Here is a 16,060-nt window from a genome sequence, read left to right on the forward strand (position 1 = left end):
TACGGGCCGGAAGTTCAACCGGATGCGATTTTTTTACCGAGGGTTTTCACCATGCCCGGGCGCCGTCTATGCACCGGCAAAGCGCCTCGAGAGGCAGGCTACGTCGCGTCAAGTTCAATCCATTCACATCGGCTTCGCCAAGCAAATCCCGGAGGCCAGCAACCGCCGGTCGTTCCTCTTTTCTTCGTGGACACACGCAGGCCGCACAAAGAAAAGCGCCCGGCAGAAGCCGAGCGCAAGCCCGTTAGCTGTCACACTTTTGGGTACGAGAAGCATGGCGCGATGTCATGGGCCACGGCGTCGGAAAAAGAAGAAGCGTACTGTCGGAAAAGTTCGAACCGGCTAGCAGCCAGCTGGGACTAACCGCGGGACTTGACAGTGCCAAGGGCACAGGCTCGCGCTACGCAGTCGCCACGATGCCGGATTCATGCCCATGCGGCGCGCTCACCATCCTCATCCACCTTTTCAGGGCATCCGTAGAAGAGTGACCTGCTGCAGTCTGCTCAGGCCAACACCTTCAAGGAGCTATTCATGCGTTCTTTTACCCTGCCCCGCCTGCTTTCCTCATGCCTTGTCGCGATGGCGATGCTCGGAACCGCCGCGGTCGCGACTGCACAAGTCATGGTCGGCGGTGCTCCCATGTACGCGGCCAAGGACATCGTGGACAACGCCGTCAACTCGAAGGATCACACCACGCTTGTCGCGGCCGTCAAGGCTGCCGGATTGGTGGACACGCTCAAGAGTCCGGGACCGTTCACTGTCTTTGCACCGACCAACAATGCCTTTGCGGCCCTTCCGGCCGGGACCGTCGATACGCTTCTGAAACCGGAGAACAAAGGTACCCTCACCACGGTTTTGACGTACCACGTAGTTCCCGGCAAGCTCGACGCGGCAGCGCTGATGAACATGATTAAGGACGGCAATGGCTCGGCAACACTCAAGACCGCCGCCGGCGGAAACTTGATCGCCAAGTCAGCAGGTGGCAAGGTCATGATCACCGATGAGAAGGGTGGCACGGCCACGGTGACGATCGCTGATGTCTACCAATCGAATGGTGTGATCCACGTCGTCGACAAAGTGCTACTCCCCAAGTAACGGGACGACCAAAGGCCCGCAACGCATGCCTCTCGTCTTCGTGGGAAGAACCAGCGTAGCGCAGGATCGGCATTGCGCCGCGCCACTACGGGCGAATAAACGCGCGACCCATGAGCGGAGCACCGGCTCACACGGGGCTATTGCGTACCGGTCTGGCTCTGCCCCCCGTCACCGCCATTGCCCGTGACCCCTCCAACGCCTGCAGCACCGCCACCGTTCGGACTTGCTGGCGCCGACTGTGGCGCGGGCTGGGTAATGCCCTGGCCACCCGCGGGTGCCGCGTCATTGCGGCGGTGGGACATGACGTTGTAGATGACAACCAGCAGGACCACCACGATCACTGCACCGATACCCCAGCGAAAGACCCGTCGTCCGTCGCGCTCGTCGCTTCTGGCTTGTTCAAGTCTCATGGTCGCTTCCTTTCGAGAATAGCTGGAAGGCACCCAACTTCCGATCTCGCGCAGGAGCTGCCTGTCGGACGTCGACGCGTACCAATGCAGTCACTCGGACGGGGGAGCGGGCTACTTCGGCAGACCGAATCCAAAGCCGAACATGCCCGAAGCCGCTTTTGCTGCAGGCGCATCCGCCTCTTCCTCGCGTGGTCCGACACTCAAGTCTTCGACCATACCCTGCAACCGAACCAGACCGGCCGCCATCGCGGCACTGTAGCTCTTCACCGTAGAAGCCTGCTCTTCGATGACGCTCCACTGTCCATCTGGCAAGAGCTCCACCAGTCGCCACCGAAAGGCGTTAGCGTTGGCCTGGAAGACGGTGACGGCAAGGTGGCGAAGCGGAGCCATGGGGCGATAGTGCCGCGAGCAACGGCCGGCGACGGTCAGACAGGAGCGCTATAGGCTGCCCGTCGAAGAACTGCTTCCCGGCAAATCCATCAATCAGGCAGGCGGCTGCTAGACGGGCAGCTCAGTCTCGCCTGCGTCCTTGCAGGTGGCGCGCATGCGGGATCAGCCGCAACCGCGTACTGGGCGTGGTCGGCAACTTCTGAAACTCCTCGATCTGCCGCAGCACCAGCGCATTGCGGGCCGTCGATTGGGATGCCACGCAGTCGCGCGGCACCACCACCGCGAGAGCGCGCATGCCGGCCTCGGTCGCAGTAACGAGAACGCACTGGTCGCTGGCGACACCGGTCAGGATCAGGCGGCTCGCCTTCAAATGCTGCAGCAGCAGTTCCAGCGGCGTGCCGAAGATTGCCGACTGCTTGGGCTTCAGCACGAAGTAGTCGTCGGCGTCGGGCTTCAGGGCACTTGCGATTTCCGCGCCTGGACCACCCTGGCGCAGCGCCTCCTGCGCCAACGCTGGAAAGTCCGATCGCCATCGGCCGCGGTTGTCGTTCGCATAGATCACGGGAACACCCGACCGGCGGCATCGCGCCTTCAATGCTGCGATGCGCGGTGCGATCGACGCGGCGCAAGGCAGCAACTTCTCAGCATCGGGAAAATCCCAGCAGTTGATCATGTCGATGATCAGAAGTGCTGTCTGGCCCGCCGCGCGCTCGGGTGCGAGCAGGCCTGAGGATCGTGAAGGCATGACAAAAGCTCACTGCTTGGTAAGAAAGAGCATCGCCATTCTTCATTGCGAGGCGACTGCCGCGAGCGCACCACACCCCAATTAGCGGCTTCGTCCGACACTGTTATCGCATCCGGCTCGGTCCCCTCATTATTCGGGCGCACTCGCGTCATACCGGCCTACACGCAACGTCTGAAACCTCCCCGGAGAGTAAACATCCTCAGCTTCTTCCGCGATGAACTCATGGATTCGCTGCTGGATCTTCTGCGTCTCGAGACACCGCCATGGCAAATGGTGCTGCGAGGTACCGCCGTTTACTGGTTTCTGCTGATCGTGTTCCGCTTCTTACTGCGACGCGACGTTGGGTCGTTGGGCGTGGCGGACCTGCTCTTCGTCGTGTTGATCGCCGATGCTTCGAGCAATGCCATGCAAGGCGACTACAAGACCATCGGCGATGGGCTCGTGCTCATTTCGACGTTGATCGCGTGGAACTACGCGCTCGACTGGGTCAGCTATCGATCGCCGACCGTCTCACGCCTTCTTGAGCCGCCGGCCGAGCCGCTGGTCAAGCACGGCCGGATCATGCACCGGACGCTGCGCCGCGAACTCATCACCACGGAGGAACTGATGTCCAAGCTTCGCGAGAAAGGCGTTTCTGATCTCTCCGAGGTGCGCATTGCGCGGTTGGAGCCCGGCGGAGAGCTGAGCGTGTTCAAGTATCGGCGTTGAACGTGCGCAGGCTGGCGTCCGACAACGCAATCGCCGCGCGCCGACATCGAGAGCCGGTTCACCTGCGCAAGCTGCGGCGCTTCCATGTCCAGGAGCAGCAGCATGCAACGTTTCACAGATCGCGTCGTCATCGTCACGGGCGCCGGTTCCGGGATTGGCGAGGCTACGGCTCGTCGCTTCTCGCAGGAAGGCGCCCACGTCGTGCTCGCCGGCGACACCAAGGCCAAGCTCGAGCGCGTCGCCGCCGACCTGCCGCCGGAGCGCACGCTGGTGAAGGTCGCCGACGTGTCGAGCTACAAGCAGGTGCAGGCATTGGTCGCGGCCACCGTCAAGCGCTTTGGCGCGCTCCACGTGCTGTTCAACAATGCCGGCATCGCGGTCGAGGGCACCGTGACCGAGGCGCCGTTTGATGGCTGGGGCAAGACCATGGCGACCAACATCGGCGGCGTGTTCCACGGCTGCCGCGCGGCGATGCCGCACCTGATCGCCAGCCGCGGCTGCATCGTCAACACGGGCTCGGTCTCCGGACTCGGCGGCGATTGGGGCATGGGCTTCTACAACGCATCGAAGGGCGCGATCGTCAACTTCACCAAGGCGCTTGCGCTCGACCATGGCAAGGACGGGGTGCGCGTCAACGCTGTCTGCCCGAGCCTGACCTTCACGCCGATGACCGAGGACATGAAAAGCAATCGAAAGCTGATGGCGAAATTCCGCGAGCGCATTCCCTTGGGGCGCGGCGCCGACCCCTCGGAGATTGCAGCGGTGGTGGCCTTCCTCGCCAGCGACGACGCGAGCTTCGTCTCGGGCGTGGCGCTGCCGGTGGACGGTGGCCTCATGGCTTCAAACGGGCAGCCCGACATGGCGTGACGGGCCTCAGATCGCGACCGATCCCGGAAAACGCATCCCCATGTCTACACGGCTCTCCATCGCGAACGCCCGGAAGGCGCTCGCCGATTTGAAGCACGCGACGGACCGTTGCCGGGAATGCCCGCTTGGCGCCCGAGCCACGCAAGCGGTGTGCGGTGAGGAAAGGCCGCGTCCTGCTGTGATGGTCGTCGGCGAGCAGCCAGGCGACAAGGAAGACCGGGACGGGCACCCCTTCGTGGGTCCGGCAGGCAAGCTTTTCGATCGCGCACTGGAGGAACTGGGCTGGCGAAGAGAACAACTTTACGTCACCAACGCGGTCAAGCACTTCAAGTTCGAGTTACGAGGCAACCGCCGTCTGCACAAAACACCGGCACAGCGCGAAGCGGCAACCTGCCACCACTGGCTCGAGGACGAGATCGACCTGGTACGTCCGCACTCATTTCTCGCGCTCGGCGCGACTGCCGCGCGCGCGCATCTGGGCCGCCCGGTGGCAGTGACCCGCGAGCGAGGCCGATGGCAGGAGGATCCCGCTGGAAGGCCTGTGCTGGTGACGCTCCATCCCTCGGCCCTGCTGCGCGGCGATCCCGCGCAGTGCGAGGACGCATGGAAGGCTTGGCTGGAGGACCTCCGAATCGCGTTGCCACGCAAGGCCTAGGTGTGAAGTGTCAAGAGGTTCTTTCGAGACATCGAGAGACGTGAGACGGGCACGGCGAGGTTGATGCCGTAGTGCGGCCGATGCCAGTTGTAGAAGTGGTTCCACACAGGCAGGGCCTCGCAGCGCTGGTCTGAGTTCGCGTAGACGTGCCCGTAGGCCCACTCACGCAGGGTCGACTGGATGAAGCGCTCGGCCTTGCCGTTGGTCTGCGGGCGGTACGCCCTGGTGAACTTCTGCCCGATGCCCAACTCGAGGCAAGCTTCGGCGAACAGCCTAGAGCGAAACGGCATGCCGTTGTCGGTCAACACCCGCTGGATCTGCACACCCATGCTTGCGAAGTAGCCTACCGCGGCCCGCAAGAACGCCTCGGCGCTGAACTTGGTCTCGTCGGGATGCACCTGCGTAAAGGCCAGGCGGCTATGGTCGTCCACGGCAACGAAGACGAAGTCCCAGCCAACGCTGCGCGCACGCTGAGTGCGGTCGCCGGTGATGCGGTGGCCGACCTTGTCGAAGCGCCCCAGCTTCTTGATGTCGATGTGCAGCAGCTCGCCAGGGCTGTCTCGCTCGTAGCATTGCACGGGCTCGTCCGGGCGCAGGTCACTCAATCTCGACAGTCCGGCACGACGCAGCACGCGACTGACGGTGGCTCGGGATACGCCCATGTAGGAAGCGATGCGTGCCTGCAAGAAGAACTTGCGCCGCAACTCGACAAAGGCCAGAGCGACATGAGGTTCGATGGAGCGAGGCGACTTCTCGGGGCGAGAAGACTTGTCCAGCAGGCCTGCCGCACCATCGACGAGGTAGCGCGCCAGCCATATGCGGGCCGTGACGGCGCTGACGCCGTGCGAGGCGGCAGCAGCTGATGCACTGACGCCACGTTCAGTGATGTCTTGAACCATCTTTAGGCGCCGCAGGTACGTCAATCGGGCATTCTTATGGGTGTTCATCCGGGTCGGGGTCTTGAGTGGATTGGGGGTTTGGCAATTTCCAGTCTCTCAAAACTTCTCCGGGTGAACACCTTAAACAACCTATTGGGCCTTCACATCTAGCCCACGGACAGGTAGTTGGCCGCGCGCCACCAAGCGTCGATCCCTTCGATGACCTTCGGATCAGACGCCACAGTCGCTTCCTTCGCGCTCGCAGCTCAAAGACCGTAGTACTTGTTGATCGAGCTGCTGTAGACGTCGTCGTAATCCGGCACGCGATCCGAGGCATAGCGCGGAGCACCTTCGATCGCGGCCTTGTCGATCGGCACGACATAGCCTCCTTGCGAGGTGTCGTACTTCAGGACGGACCACGGAATCGGATAGCGGTCCGTCCCGATGCCCAGGAAACCGCCAAACTCCATGACGGCGTACTGGACCTGCCCACTGAGCTTGTCGATCATCAAGTCATCAATGGTGCCGAGCTTGTCGCCCGCAGTGTTGTAGACGGCCGTTCCCTCGACGCGCTCCGACGAGATGACGTTGCTGGTGGAGACGGGGGTGCCGGTTGAAGTGAGTGCCATGAGAAATTCCTGTGAGGAAGGGATGGAAAAAGGCCGCCACAGCGCGCATGAGCTTGATGTCGGCGCACGGATCGACTCTTGTGTCTCTCGGCCAGTCATGGCCGCGGATCGGCGATCGCAACCTGACCCTGTAGGAAAAGGTGCCGCCCATTTGGCGAGGTCGATCAGGGCCTGCGCTCCTCGAAGCCGAGGCCCCGCACCCGCAACACGCGCTAGCTGCGCTAGCCGTCGGATCGTCGGAGCAGTTCCTTCGACGCGATGCGCAACGCGCCTACGAGACATTCACGAGCCTTGGCTGAACTTACGGCTCCCACGAATCAATCAGGAGCTACTCCATGACTACCAAACGCGCCGAACCCGATGCGTGCAGCCTGCTCGACACCGACCACAAGAACGTGAAGAAGATGTTTACGGCCTACGAGGACCTCGCGGGCTCAAAGGCCGCCAGCGCCGCCAGCAAAAAGCGAGACCTTGCCCAGCAGATCTGCGCCGAACTCACCGTGCACACACAGATCGAGGAAGAGATCTTCTACCCCGCGTTGCGCGAGGCCCTGAAAGAGACCGACCTGCTCGACGAGGCCGAGGTCGAGCACGCGAGCGCCAAGGACCTGATCGCCCAGATCCAGGACGCCGCGGAGATCGACGAGATGTTCGACGCCAAGGTCAAGGTCCTGGGCGAGTACATTGATCACCACGTCAAGGAAGAGCGCAACGAGATGTTCCCCAAGGCGCGCGCGGCCAAGGGCCTCGATCTCGTGACCATGCGTGAGTTGCTCGCAACGCGCAAGGAAGAACTGATGGCGGAGCTGACAGCGTCTGCCTGACCCGGTTGACCCGGTTGGCCCGGTGCCCGTGACAGCACCGCCCTGGCGCACTTTTCTACTATCCCGAGCGTTTTGCCTTGGCCAGGGCGGCTCTACCCTCAGCTGTCACACGGTAGATGACCGATGCGCCTTCGGTCAAAGGCACGCCAACCGGTGGAAGCTGTGCCTCGATCAGCCCGGCGGCTTCAAGGACGATCGCGTTGCGGATGTCAGCTTCGTCATGTAGCGCCAGCGGGAACTGGCAATCCTCGATCCGTCTCAAAAAATCCATTGGCATACTCGACCCTCGGCGGGCGCCGATCTTAACGAAAGCCCGCGTCAGGCAACAAGATTTCCCTTGCTGCACGTGCCGGATCGAAGGTCGCTCCTGGCCTAAATCGTCTCTGCAGAGGGTCAGCGCATGACTTTTTCGGGTGTCATGGGTGTGCTGCGAATGCGCTTTCCGGTCGCGTGAAAGATCGCATTGCTGACGGCGGCGGCCACGCCGACGATCCCGATCTCGCCGACGCCCTTGGCGCCCAGTTCGCTGACCACGCGGTCATCCTCCTGCACGAAGATCACGTCGATGTCGTGGATGTCCGCGTTCACCGCCACATGGTATTCCGCAAAGCTGTGGTTCATGAAGCGGCCCAGCCGGTGATCCGGATGCGTCTCTTCGTGCAGGGCCTGGCTGATGCCCCAGACGACGGCGCCGGTCACCTGGCTGCGCGCGGTCTTCGCGCTCATGATCCGGCCCGCGGCGATCGCGCTGACCACGCGTGTCACCCGCACCGTGCCGAGTTCCTCGTCGACCTTCACCTCGCAGAACACCGCCGAGTGCGTTGCGCGAACGTACTTGCGCTGCTTGAGCATGCTCGGCAGCAACAGGTACTTGTCCTCCACAGGGCGCGCGCCGTTCGCGGCGAGCACGGCCTCGAACGCCACCGCCGTCGACGGCGCTTTCACCAGCCGGATCGTGCCATCGGCGAATTCCACCTCGGAGAACTTCGCCCGGGCCAGGGGCGATCCCGCGATACCGCGCGCGAGCCGGAACAGCCGGCGTTTGAGCTTGTCGCAAACGCCCTGCACCGCCGACCCCACCGTGGTCACATGCGAGGAGCCCCCCTCGATGGGCGCCACCGGCAGCGTGGAGTCGCCGAGCTCGAAGCGCACGCGCTCGAGCGGTAGCCCCATCGCCGCCGCCGCGATCATGGCCATGACCGTGTAGGTGCCGGTGCCGATGTCGGTCGCGGCGCTGCTCACCACCAGGTAGCCATCGGGCTTCAGCACCGCCCGGGCGCGAGCGAACATCTGCAGCGCATCCCAGGTGCCGGTCGCCATGCCCCAGCCCACCCACTCGTGGCCCTCGCGCGTGGCGCGCGGCAGCGGTGCACGGCGTTCCCAGCCGAAGCGGCGTGCGCCCTGCTCGTAGCAGGCGCGCAGTTCCTTGGTCGAGTAGGGCATGTCGTCCATCGGATTGCGCTCGGCGTAGTTGTGCAGCCGCAGCGCCAGCGGATCCATGCGCAACTTGTGCGCCAGTTCGTCCATCGCCACCTCGAGCGCGTGCACGCCATGCGCCGCACCGGGTGCGCGCATGTCGATCGGACTGTACTGGTCGAGCGGCACCACCTTGTAGTCGAGCTGGATGTTGTCGCAGCGGTAGAGCTGTCCCGACCAGTTGACCACAACTTCCACGTAGTCCTCGAAGCGCGAAGTCTCGGCGATCGCGGTATGCCGTATGGCGCGCAGCGTGCCATCACGCTCGGCAGCGAGCTGGACTCGCTGCAGCGTCTCGGGGCGATGGCCGAAGGTGAACATCTGCTGACGCGTGAGCACGACCCGCACCGAGCGTTTCAGGTGCAGCGCAGCCATCATCGCGAGGAAGAGTTGGTACTGCGGCCGCAGTGCAGAGCCGAAGGCGCCACCGACGTACGGATTGCGCACCGTCAGTTTCTTCTTGGAAAGCCCGAAGACGCGCGACAGATACCAACGGCTGTTCTGCGAACTCTGGGTCTTGTCGTAGACCGTGAAGTGGCCGTCCTCGCCGCGGATCACGGTGGTGGCGAACATCTCCATCGGGTTGTGGTGCTCGACGCCGCTGTAGAAGTCCGATGCGATCTTGACCGGCGCGGCCTCGAATGCGGCCTGCGCATTGCCTTTCTCTTCGGGCGGTGGCGAATATCCGGCTTTCAGGCGGCTCGGCTTGCGGGCGCGATCGGTGTGGTCGAGCAAGCCGGTCTGGTGCGGCTCGGCGCTGCATTCGACCTCGATGAGCCGCGCCGCGTGACGCGCGGCCTCGAAGCTCTCGGCCAACACCAGGGCCACGGGCTGGCCGCTATAGCGGATTTGCGCGTCGTGCAGCGGCTTGAAGGGCGTGCCCCCCGGCGAGGTCATGTCCTTGTAGAAGATGCCGAGCGAGCGAGCGTGAGGGCGCCGCTCGTGCGTGAGCACGTCCAGCACACCGTCCACCGCGAGTGCCCGGCTCGCATCGATGCGCACGATGCGGCCCTTGGCAATGGTGCTGTTCACGACCATCCCGTGCACCAAGCCTTCGGCCGGGTGTTCCGCCGCGTAGCGCGCCTCGCCTGTGACCTTGGGCCGGCCGTCGATGCGCGAGACCGGCTCGCCGATGCGCACGTCGCCCGTGCCAGGTTCAGCCACCGGCACGCGGCACGCCTGAGGTATGCGCGTCATTGCGGCTCCTTCAGGTCGGGGCGGCCCGGGCCGTCGTTGCGTCCGGCGCGCGGCGTTCCCGCCGTCGCGGTGGAAAGGGCTCTTGTGATCGCGCGTCGTGCCATGGTGATCTTGAATCCGTTCTGTCCTTGCGAGGTCGCGCCTTCGAGCAGCAAGTCGGCGGCCGCCTCGAAGAGAGCGTCGGACGGGCGCTGCCCGACCAGCACCGCCTCGGCGTCGGTTCTCCGCCAGGGCTTGTGGGCCACGCCGCCCAGCGCGACCCGCACCGCGCCGATCGCGCCGGCGGCGTCAAACTCAAGCGCCGCCGCCACGGATACCAGCGCGAAGGCATAAGAAGCGCGGTCGCGCACCTTGATGTAAGCGCTGTGATTCGCGAACCGTTTCGCCGGGGGCAGTTCGATGTGCACGACAAGCTCGCCGTCCTCAAGCGTGGAATCGCGCTGCGGGTCATCGCCCGGCAGCCGATGAAACTCCCCGAAGGGAATCGCCCGTGCGCCCGCGGCCGAACGCACATGCACCACGGCATCGAGCGCGGCGAGCGCCACGCACATATCGGACGGGTGCGTGGCGATGCAACGCTCGCTCGCACCCAGCACCGCATGCTGGCGGCTGAGACCGCCGATGGCTGGACAGCCGGTGCCGGGTTCGCGCTTGTTGCAGGGTGCACCCAGGTCGTAGAAGTAGACGCAGCGGGTGCGTTGCAGCAGGTTGCCACCGTTGGTCGCCATGTTGCGGATCTGCGGCGAGGCGCCGGCGAGAATCGCCGCGCTCAGCAACGGGTAGCCCTCCCGCACCAGCGGGTGCCAGGCGGTGTCGGCGTTGGGCGCCAGCGCGCCGAGGCGCAGACCGCCACCCTCCGTGGTCTCGATGCGGTCCAGCCCCAGCCCGGTAATGTCGATCAGCCTGCCGGGCCGCGCCACGCCTTCCTTCATCAGATCGAGAACATTGGTGCCGCCAGCGATCCATTGGCTGCCGGGCGCGAACTCGTGCAATGCCCGCTCGAGGCTCGGGGGAGAGATGAGGGTGAAGGGATTCATCGTTCCTGCACCTGAAGCACCACCTCGGAAACAGCGGCCACGATCTGCGGGTAGGCGCCGCAGCGGCACAAATTGCCGCTCATCAGTTCCCGCACCTCATCGGCGCTCGAGGCCTGGCCCTCGTTGCGCAGCCCCATCGCGGAACAGATCTGGCCGGGCGTGCAGTAGCCGCACTGGAGCGCGTCGTGGTCGATGAACGCCTGCTGCAGGGGGTGCAGCGTCGAACCTTGCCCCACACCCTCGATCGTCGTGATCTCCGCGCCCTCGCACATGGCGGCGAGCCGCAGGCAGGCATTGATGCGACGCCCATCGACAAGCACGGTACAGGCACCGCACTGTCCATGATCGCAGCCCTTCTTGGTGCCCGTCAGGCCAAGCCGATCGCGCAGCAGGTCCAACAGGCTGACCCAGGCCTCAAGGTCAAGCGTCTCCGTCTGACCATTCACTTTCAGCCAAACGATGTGGCGCGATGGGCCCGTGTTCGCAGGAGTGGGCGGATCCGGGGCATGGCTATGGCTCATCGGGGACCTTTTTGCGTTGTTCGCGATGGCTCGCGGGACCGGTTGTTCGGGTGGTGAGGCACAGTTCGAGGGGTTTAAGCAGGGGCCTGTCCTGGGCACGTCGGACGGCAGCCCGCCACTCTGTGCGCAAGCCAAACGTCCAGCCGAGTGCATCTCATGGCTTCGCCATGACGGGCGCGCGCGGCCCTTGCCTACATGCCTCCAACGACCAACGCGGGATGTTCACGACTCCTTTTTCCAACCACCAACCAATCAGGAGCAACAGCATCATGACCACCGCCACTCGCACCAACGACGAAGTCGTTTCGATCCTGTCCGACCTGCTCGAAAACTCCCGCGATGGCGAGTACGGTTTCCGTGCCTGCGCGGACGAGGTCGACGACGCACAGATCAAGCAGGTCTTCGCGAGCCGGTCAGCCCAGTGCGCGGAGGCAGCCGCCGAACTGGCGACGCTGATCCGCTCGCTCGGCGGAGAGACCGACACGGGCGGCACCGCCAGCGGGGCGCTGCATCGCGGCTGGGTTCACGTCAAGGGAACGCTGGGCGCGGACAGCGCGCTGTCCATGCTCGAGGAATGCGAGCGTGGCGAGGATGCAGCCGTCGCCCGCTATCGCAAGGCGCTGAAGTCCGAACTGCCGCCTGCGGTGCGCACGCTGGTCGAGCGCCAGGCCGAGGGCGCCCAGCGCAACCACGATCAGATCCGTGATCTGCGCGATCAGTACAAGGCCAAGGGTTGAACATGTCCACACGCAAGTCGATGTCGCCTGTGAACGTCGATCAGAATGGCGAGGCGGGCATCGACACGCCCGCGGACGGCAGTCGCATCGGCCGCGAGGCTAAGAAGCCTTCGGGAGACCCGGGCGAGCGCGGTCATGACCCCGCGCCCCCCGCGCGCGCCGCCAAGCAGTCTGCCCCGCCCGCCGCGGGCAAGGACAACGCTTAGGTGCGCCGGTACCTGGCCAAGAAGTTGAAATGACCCGGCTTCGACGCATCGCCGTATTCGTCGAGGAGGTGGGCGCGGGAAACTTTCATTGGGTCTTGCACGAGCAAGGCGCGGATGCCTCGGAATGGATCGAGCTGTCCGCCAGCCCGATGGCCTACGACCTGTGGCTCGACGCCTTCGAGGACGGATGCGCCGAACTCGTGCGCATGGTGCCCGACGAACGCTCCGGCCCGCGCAGCGGCGGCGAGGACGAGGGCGCGCCGCCTGTCGGCCCCATCGATGACACGGCCTGAGGAGAGCGCAGTCGGCAGCGCAACAGTGCCGCGCACAGTGACGGCACCGGTTCCTACAAGCACGCCGCAGCGCGCTGTTTAGGTTGAAGTGCTTAAAAAGGAGCATCCCATGACCCAACCCATCATCGCGGGCAGCGGCGACGGCACGCGGCCCACCACCAGCGGCGGTGTAGACAACATCGGTGGCGGCGAGCGCTTCTCGAGCCAACGCACGGCCGCGGGCGAGGACGTGGCCTCGCCCGCCCCCAACGAGCGCATGCGGGACAAGCGCAAAAACGTCGAGAACACCCGGCACGACGATTCGGCCGCCTTCGGTCTGCACGAAGACCTCGCGCAGCAGCCCAATCCCGGTCCCGGCCAGCGTTAGACGACGTGAACGACGCGGCAGCACCGGAGCCCTACGAACACCCGGCCGGCGGCTGGGGTTCGCTGAAGGCGGTGGGCGGCATCCTGCTGCGCGAGCACATTCCGATCGCGGGAACGCAGGCCCTGCTCAAGCAGAACAAGCCCGGCGGCTTCGCCTGCGTGAGTTGTGCCTGGGCTAAGCCCGGTCATCCGCGCCCGGCCGAGTTCTGCGAGAACGGCGCCAAGGCCACGGCCTGGGAGCTCACGGCCAAGCGCATGCCGCCGGCCTTCTTCGAGCAGCACACGGTCACGCAATTGCTCGGCTGGAGCGACCATGAACTCGAATCCGGCGGCCGCCTGACGCGGCCGATGCGGTGGGACGCGACGAGCGACCGGTACCTCGAGGTCTCGTGGGATGACGCTTTGGCGGAGATCGGCGCCGAACTGCGCGCGCTGCGCCGCGAGGACCCGGCCTCGGTGGTGTTCTATGCCTCGGGCCGCGCCTCGCTCGAGACCAGCTACCTCTACCAGCTGCTGGCGCGCCTGTACGGCAACAACAACCTACCCGACAGCTCGAACATGTGCCACGAGACCACCTCGGTGGCGCTGCCGGAGACCATCGGCGTGCCCGTGGGCACGGTGCGGCTCGATGACTTCGAGCATTGCGACGCAATCTTCATCTTCGGCCACAACACCGGCGTGAGCAGCCCGCGCATGCTGCACCAGCTGCAGGAAGCGCGCCAGCGCGGTGCGCGGATCGTGACCTTCAACCCGCTGCGCGAGCCGGGGCTGGTGCACTTCGCCAATCCGCAGTCGCCGGTGCAGATGCTCACGCCCGCCGAGACGCAGGTCAGCACCCAGTACCTGCAAGTGCGCAACGGCGGCGACCTGGCGGCGCTGGCGGGCCTGTGCAAGGCGCTGGTGGCGGCCGACGGCGACGCCATTGCGCAAGGGGCGCCGCGCGTGCTCGATGCCGGCTTCCTCGCCGAGCACACCGAGGGCTTCGAAGAATTCGCCGCCTGGCTGCGCGGGACCTCGTGGGCCTCGATTGCCGAAGAATCGGGTTTGTCGCGCGAGGCGCTGGAACAGGCGGCCGCCACCTTCGCCGAATCGCGCGCCGTGATCGGCATCTACGGCATGGGCCTGACCCAGCATGTCGAGGGTGTGGCGGCCGTGCAGATGGTGTCGAACCTGTTGCTGCTGGGCGGCCACATCGGCCGCCGCGGCGCAGGCATCTGTCCGGTGCGTGGCCATTCGAATGTACAGGGCCAGCGCACCGTGGGCATCACCGAGAAGCCCGAACTCGCGCCGCTCGACGCGATGGCGAGGCTCTACCGCTTCGAGCCGCCGCGCGAGAAGGGTCTGAACACGGTCGAGGCCTGCCGGGGCGTGCTCGACGGCTCGGTGCGCGCCTTCGTCGCGCTCGGCGGCAACTTCACGCGCGCCGTGCCCGACACCGACCGCATCGAACCCGCGTGGAAGAAGCTGCGGCTCACGGTCAACATCGCGACCAAGCTCAACCGCAGCCACCTCGTGCACGGCGAGGTGTCGTACCTGCTGCCCTGCCTGGGCCGCATCGAGATCGACCGTCAGGCGGGCGGCGAGCAGATGGTGTCGATCGAGGACTCGACCGGCGTGATGCATGCCTCACGCGGCGTCGCCGAGCCGGCCGCGAACACGCTGCGTTCCGAGGTCGCGATCGTCGCGGGCATCGCGCTCGCCACCTTGCCGCCGAACCCGGCTGTGCCATGGGAGGCCTGGGTCGAGAACTATGCGCGCATCCGCGAGCACATCGCGCAGGTGCTGCCCGAGGTGTTCCATGACTTCAATGCGCGGCTCGAAGATCCGGCGGGCTTTGCGCGGCCGCTGCCCGCGCGCGAACGCGTGTGGAAGACGAAGAACGGCAAAGCCAACTTCAAGGGCCATGGTTTGTTGCGCGAGGGCGCGGCACCATCCTCGCACGCGCTACGACTCATGACCTTGCGCAGCGACGACCAGTTCAACACCTCCATCTACAGCCTCGACGACCGCTTCCGCGGCATCCACGGCACGCGTCGCGTACTGCTGATGAACACCAGTGACATGGCACGGCTGTCGCTGACCGACGGCGACATGGTCGACGTGTGCGCCGAAGGCTTCGAGGACGGCGAGCGACAAGTGAGGCGTCTTCGCGTCATGTGCTTCGATCTGCCCAAAGGCAGCGTAGGCGGCTACTACCCCGAGTGCAATCCGTTGATTCCCCTCGAGTACTTCGCGCGCGAAAGCATGGTGCCCGCGGCGAAAGCGATTCCCGTGCGCGTGAGGCGCAGCGCGATCGCCTGAACGACGTTGCCTGGATTTAGCGCAGCGGCTCGAAGGGACTCTCGCGGTCCTGCCGCTGCAGCGCTATCACGCCCTCGGCAAAGGCCACCAGTTCCTCGGTCAACGGCGATCCGGGTACGAGCACACCGACACGCTCGGCGAGCGCCTGCCATTGCGCGCGCCGCGACTCGGCATTGTTCGGGACGGGGATATTGGTGTCCTGGGGCATGGTCATTCCTTGCCGGTGGCGTCGGTACGCTCGGCATTCGTGGTGCTGCGCGTACCCTTGAGGTGAAGTTCGATGTCCGAGGCATTCGGACCAACGGCCCGGATGGCCTCCTCGACTTGCTCGGGTGTGGCATCGAGCTTGCGGGCGAGTTCCGCGACTTTCGAAGAATTCCTCGCATTGACCTCTGCCTCTGCAGCCAGCCAGTCCTGTACGGCATCGCCTTCGGTCTTGCCGCGCCGCTCGTAGGCGGAATAGGCCGCCTCACGTATCACTCGTTCCTGATCGGCTTGACCCGTCTCCTTCGGCGGCGCCGCCGCGGCGGCGTCCCGTCCTTCAGTGAGCGGTTCGATGAGTGGATTAGCACCGCCCGCAGGCGCGACCAAAGGTTGGTCGCCGCCGTTGTTTGAACTTGCCATCAGAAGCTCCTATGCAGTTGAGTTGGAGGAACGGTAGGTGCGCCGAGCGACGGCGGCGTCTCGTGCTGGCGAAGAATCTCGTAGGAGCATGCCCTACTCAC

At 65.1% G+C, this 16,060-nt stretch carries 21 protein-coding genes; 10 read left to right on the forward strand and 11 right to left on the reverse strand.

The window, feature by feature from the left end; all coding sequences use genetic code 11:
* Positions 1-579 precede the first annotated feature (579 nt).
* On the forward strand, positions 580-1,095 hold the full coding sequence (locus KV106_RS23255) for a fasciclin domain-containing protein (protein WP_261212828.1): 516 nt from the start codon (positions 580-582) through the stop codon (positions 1,093-1,095).
* Between the two features lie 137 nt (positions 1,096-1,232).
* Here the strand turns inward: KV106_RS23255 and KV106_RS23260 are convergent, their stop codons facing one another.
* The 3 genes from KV106_RS23260 to KV106_RS23270 form a co-directional block, all read right to left on the reverse strand.
* Entirely contained in the window at positions 1,233-1,505 is a 273-nt protein-coding gene (locus KV106_RS23260; RefSeq protein WP_261212655.1) for a hypothetical protein, read from the reverse strand.
* Positions 1,506-1,616: 111 nt separating this feature from the next.
* Complete coding sequence (locus tag KV106_RS23265) at positions 1,617-1,895, reverse strand: hypothetical protein (RefSeq protein WP_261212656.1); 279 nt, start codon at positions 1,893-1,895, stop codon at positions 1,617-1,619.
* A gap of 121 nt (positions 1,896-2,016) precedes the next feature.
* Positions 2,017-2,640, reverse strand: a complete 624-nt coding sequence (locus KV106_RS23270; RefSeq protein WP_261212657.1) for a cysteine hydrolase family protein — start codon at positions 2,638-2,640, stop codon at positions 2,017-2,019.
* 222 nt (positions 2,641-2,862) lie between these two features.
* On the opposite strand from KV106_RS23270, the gene KV106_RS23275 reads away from it, so the two are divergent.
* From KV106_RS23275 to KV106_RS23285, 3 genes are all read left to right on the forward strand, one after another.
* Complete coding sequence (locus tag KV106_RS23275; protein ID WP_261212658.1) at positions 2,863-3,348, forward strand: DUF421 domain-containing protein; 486 nt, start codon at positions 2,863-2,865, stop codon at positions 3,346-3,348.
* A gap of 84 nt (positions 3,349-3,432) precedes the next feature.
* A complete protein-coding gene (budC, locus tag KV106_RS23280; RefSeq protein ID WP_409976553.1) occupies positions 3,433-4,215 on the forward strand; it encodes a meso-2,3-butanediol dehydrogenase in 783 nt (260 codons plus the stop codon).
* Between the two features lie 40 nt (positions 4,216-4,255).
* On the forward strand, positions 4,256-4,870 hold the full coding sequence (locus KV106_RS23285) for a UdgX family uracil-DNA binding protein (protein WP_261212659.1): 615 nt from the start codon (positions 4,256-4,258) through the stop codon (positions 4,868-4,870).
* Here KV106_RS23285 and KV106_RS23290 read toward each other — a convergent pair.
* Both KV106_RS23290 and KV106_RS23295 read right to left on the reverse strand, forming a co-directional pair.
* On the reverse strand, positions 4,867-5,817 hold the full coding sequence (locus KV106_RS23290) for an IS481 family transposase (protein WP_261212660.1): 951 nt from the start codon (positions 5,815-5,817) through the stop codon (positions 4,867-4,869). The genes KV106_RS23285 and KV106_RS23290 overlap by 4 nt on opposite strands.
* Before the next feature lie 197 nt (positions 5,818-6,014).
* Positions 6,015-6,377: a PRC-barrel domain-containing protein gene (locus KV106_RS23295; protein WP_057591444.1), complete on the reverse strand. Its 363-nt coding sequence runs from the start codon at positions 6,375-6,377 to the stop codon at positions 6,015-6,017.
* Positions 6,378-6,712: 335 nt separating this feature from the next.
* Between KV106_RS23295 and KV106_RS23300 the strand changes: the two genes are divergently transcribed.
* Complete coding sequence (locus KV106_RS23300; protein WP_261212661.1) at positions 6,713-7,201, forward strand: hemerythrin domain-containing protein; 489 nt, start codon at positions 6,713-6,715, stop codon at positions 7,199-7,201.
* Positions 7,202-7,259: 58 nt separating this feature from the next.
* Here KV106_RS23300 and KV106_RS23305 read toward each other — a convergent pair whose 3' ends face one another.
* The 4 genes from KV106_RS23305 to KV106_RS23320 all read right to left on the reverse strand — a co-directional run bounded on the left by KV106_RS23305 (position 7,260) and on the right by KV106_RS23320 (position 11,432).
* Positions 7,260-7,472, reverse strand: coding sequence for a hypothetical protein (locus KV106_RS23305; RefSeq protein WP_261212662.1), 213 nt, complete (start codon positions 7,470-7,472; stop codon positions 7,260-7,262).
* Between the two features lie 122 nt (positions 7,473-7,594).
* Positions 7,595-9,874, reverse strand: a complete 2,280-nt coding sequence (locus tag KV106_RS23310) for a xanthine dehydrogenase family protein molybdopterin-binding subunit (RefSeq protein WP_261212663.1) — start codon at positions 9,872-9,874, stop codon at positions 7,595-7,597.
* A complete protein-coding gene (locus KV106_RS23315) occupies positions 9,871-10,911 on the reverse strand; it encodes an FAD binding domain-containing protein (protein WP_261212665.1) in 1,041 nt (346 codons plus the stop codon). The genes KV106_RS23310 and KV106_RS23315 overlap by 4 nt, the downstream gene beginning before the upstream one ends.
* Complete coding sequence (locus tag KV106_RS23320) at positions 10,908-11,432, reverse strand: (2Fe-2S)-binding protein (protein WP_261212666.1); 525 nt, start codon at positions 11,430-11,432, stop codon at positions 10,908-10,910. Before KV106_RS23320 ends, KV106_RS23315 begins: the two co-directional genes overlap by 4 nt.
* 269 nt (positions 11,433-11,701) lie before the next feature.
* On the opposite strand from KV106_RS23320, the gene KV106_RS23325 reads away from it, so the two are divergent.
* The 5 genes from KV106_RS23325 (at position 11,702) to KV106_RS23345 (ending at position 15,335) form a co-directional block, all read left to right on the forward strand.
* Positions 11,702-12,169, forward strand: a complete 468-nt coding sequence (locus KV106_RS23325) for a PA2169 family four-helix-bundle protein (protein WP_261212667.1) — start codon at positions 11,702-11,704, stop codon at positions 12,167-12,169.
* A 2-nt stretch (positions 12,170-12,171) separates the two neighbouring features.
* On the forward strand, positions 12,172-12,375 hold the full coding sequence (locus tag KV106_RS23330) for a hypothetical protein (RefSeq protein ID WP_261212668.1): 204 nt from the start codon (positions 12,172-12,174) through the stop codon (positions 12,373-12,375).
* 29 nt (positions 12,376-12,404) lie between these two features.
* The gene (locus KV106_RS23335) at positions 12,405-12,668 is read left to right on the forward strand and encodes a hypothetical protein (protein ID WP_261212669.1); all 264 of its coding nucleotides are present in this window, start codon (positions 12,405-12,407) and stop codon (positions 12,666-12,668) included.
* A gap of 109 nt (positions 12,669-12,777) precedes the next feature.
* Positions 12,778-13,035, forward strand: coding sequence for a hypothetical protein (locus KV106_RS23340; protein ID WP_261212670.1), 258 nt, complete (start codon positions 12,778-12,780; stop codon positions 13,033-13,035).
* A gap of 5 nt (positions 13,036-13,040) precedes the next feature.
* The gene (locus tag KV106_RS23345; RefSeq protein ID WP_261212671.1) at positions 13,041-15,335 is read left to right on the forward strand and encodes an FdhF/YdeP family oxidoreductase; all 2,295 of its coding nucleotides are present in this window, start codon (positions 13,041-13,043) and stop codon (positions 15,333-15,335) included.
* Positions 15,336-15,351: 16 nt separating this feature from the next.
* On the opposite strand, the gene KV106_RS23350 is transcribed toward KV106_RS23345, so the two are convergent.
* Positions 15,352-15,543 (reverse strand): aminoglycoside phosphotransferase, encoded by a 192-nt coding sequence (locus tag KV106_RS23350; RefSeq protein WP_261212672.1) that lies wholly within the window; start codon positions 15,541-15,543, stop codon positions 15,352-15,354.
* A 2-nt stretch (positions 15,544-15,545) separates the two neighbouring features.
* Positions 15,546-15,959, reverse strand: a complete 414-nt coding sequence (locus tag KV106_RS23355) for a DUF2934 domain-containing protein (protein ID WP_261212673.1) — start codon at positions 15,957-15,959, stop codon at positions 15,546-15,548.
* Positions 15,960-16,060: the final 101 nt, after the last annotated feature.

The sequence above is a fragment of the Variovorax endophyticus genome (assembly GCF_025376855.1).
GTDB lineage: Bacteria > Pseudomonadota > Gammaproteobacteria > Burkholderiales > Burkholderiaceae_C > Variovorax.